This window comes from Mesorhizobium sp. M4A.F.Ca.ET.020.02.1.1, from assembly GCF_004022645.1.
GTDB lineage: Bacteria > Pseudomonadota > Alphaproteobacteria > Rhizobiales > Rhizobiaceae > Mesorhizobium.
In genome coordinates, this window is sequence record NZ_RZOI01000862.1 from 1 (window position 1) to 2,282 (window position 2,282).

The 2,282-nt window shown below is 69.1% G+C and carries 2 protein-coding genes and 1 pseudogene; all 3 read left to right on the forward strand.

What is annotated here, in order from left to right; all coding sequences use genetic code 11:
- Nucleotides 1-245 (forward strand): annotated as a pseudogene (locus tag EN742_RS32265) (GDP-mannose 4,6-dehydratase); the annotation flags it as partial.
- The gene (locus EN742_RS32270; RefSeq protein ID WP_126055635.1) at nt 242-1,078 is read left to right on the forward strand and encodes an MBL fold metallo-hydrolase; all 837 of its coding nucleotides are present in this window, start codon (nt 242-244) and stop codon (nt 1,076-1,078) included. The pseudogene EN742_RS32265 and the gene EN742_RS32270, both read left to right, overlap by 4 nt.
- Nucleotides 1,075-2,282, forward strand: a 1,208-nt coding sequence (locus EN742_RS32275) for a F390 synthetase-related protein (protein WP_128333743.1), incomplete at its 3' end; no start/stop codon positions are given. The genes EN742_RS32270 and EN742_RS32275, both read left to right, overlap by 4 nt.

Sequence of the window (2,282 nt, forward strand, 5' to 3'; positions counted from 1 at the left end):
CGCCTCCATGGCGCTGGCGACAAGCATGGCCGGCCACAGCGGCACCCGCCGCCAGCGCCATGGAGGCGATGGCGCTCGCTCTGCCCGGGCCCCCAGAACCGCCGGTGACGCGCTACGGGCTTGGCCTGTTCGCCTATGCGCAGAGCCTCGACCTCGCCAAGGCCCGTCGCCTGCTCGGCTGGACGCCGAAGGTCGGGTTCGAGCAGGGGCTCGACCGCACCTTCGCCGGCGGAGGGCTGGCATGAAGATCGTCTTCGCCAACAGCGCCTGGGTCAGCGCCGCCGAGCGGCTGATCCTGCGCGGCGGCGGCTGGCATAGCGTCAGGCTGCGCGTCCGCTACGGGCTGTTCATTCATCCGCAGGCCGGGCCGGTGCTGGTCGACACCGGCTACACCCCAGAGGCCACCACGGGGCAGGGGCGCGGCCGCATGCTGCGCCTCTACGGCGCTGTGCTTAGGCCCGAGCTCAACGCGGCCGAACAGGTGCAGCCGGTGCTCGAGCGCTTCGGCCTTGCGCCCGGCGACGTGCGCACGGTTGTCGTCACCCATTTCCATGCCGACCACATTTCCGGCCTGCCGCTGTTTCCCCATGCCCGCTTCATCGCCAGCGATGCCGCCTGGGCGCGCGTCAAGGCGCGCACGCCGAGGCAGAACCTGCGCCATGGCGTCTTCACGGAACTCTTCCCCGCCGATTTCGAGGCAAGGCTCGATGGCCTGTCGACCAAGTGGCGGATCGAGGCCCGGGGCGGCGTCCCCGGCGGCGCTGATCTGTTCGGCGACGGCAGCGTGGTGGCGGTCGATCTTCCGGGCCATGCAGACGGCCAGTTCGGCCTTTTGTTCGCCGGACTGGAGCGGCCACTGCTCTATGGGGTCGACGCGCAATGGCTGCTCGCCGCCCTTGATCCGAAACTGTCCCCAGGCTTTCCCTCCAGCCTCATCGCAGAGGACGTTGCCGCCATCGGTCCGACCTGCGAGACGTTGCGCCGCTTCCAGGCGGCGGGCGGGCAGGTGATGCTCTGCCACGACCCGGAGATGACGCAATATGATCTGACTGCGGACGAACTGGCGGGGGTCGGATGAACGGGCTGGCGGAAGCGATCGGCTCCTTCGCCCTGACGCGCTGGGTCTCGCGCAAGAGTCGGCCGGATTTCGAGCGCTGGCAGGCAGCCGCCTTGCGTAGCTTCCTCGAGCGCGACCTGGCGCGCGCGCCCTTCTATCGCCATGCGCGGGCGCGCCTCGCCGACCTGCCCGTCACCGACAAGGCGATGCTGATGGACAGTTTCGAGGCCTTCAACATCCACGGCGTCACGGCAAGCGCGGCCTGGTCGGCTCTGGCCGGCGACGGACGCATCGGCGCGCTCACGGTGGGTGCGAGCACGGGCACCTCGGGCAATCGCGGCCTGTTCGTCATTTCCGAGGCGGAAAAATACCGCTGGCTGGGCGCCATCCTCGCCAAGGCGGCACCCGACCTCATCTGGCGCGGCATGCGCGTCGCCGTGATCCTGCCGCAGAACACCGGGCTTTACGACAGCGCCCGCAAATCCCGGCTGATCAAGCTCGGCTTCTTCGACCTGACGCTTGGGCCGGAAAGCTGGCGCGTGGACCTCGAAGACTTCGACCCGACGGTGATCATCGCGCCGCCGAAGATGCTCCGCCATTTCGCCGTCGCCGGCTTCCGGCTCGCGCCGAGGCGCGTCTTCTCGGCCGCCGAGACGCTCGATCCGGTCGACCGGCCGGTTATCGAAAAATCCTTCCGGCTGCCGCTCGAGCAGATCTACATGGCGACCGAAGGGCTGTTCGCGGTGACCTGCCGGCAGGGCGGCCTGCATCTCGCTGAGGATTCGGTGTTCTTCGAGTTCGAGCCGGCGGGCGACGGGCTGGTCACGCCACTGGTCACCGCCTTCCGTCGTCGTACGCAAATCATGGCGCGATACCGGATGAACGACCTGGTGCGGCTCTCCGAAGGACCCTGCCGCTGCGGTTCGCCGCTGCGCTGCGTCGACGAGGTCGTCGGCCGCATGGACGATGCCTTCCGGGTGGGTTCGGCCGAGGGCCAAATCCTGCTCACGCCCGACATACTGCGCAATGCGGTGCTCAAGGCCGACCGTCGCATCGACGATTTCCGGCTGGTCCAGACGGCGCCCGATGCCATCGAGTTGCGGCTCACGCCGGATTTGGCCGATGAGGCGGCCAGTGCCGCGCATCAGGCGGTGGGCGCACTGCTGGCGGCGCGCAGGGCAACGGCGATGGTCAATCTGGTGCGCGTGCCGCTGCCGCTGGAGAC

What these genes read in the sequence shown, in the direction of transcription:
- EN742_RS32270 (WP_126055635.1), top strand. Translation starts at nt 242, where the DNA reads ATGAAGATCGTCTTCGCCAACAGCGCCTGGGTCAGCGCCGCCGAGCGG.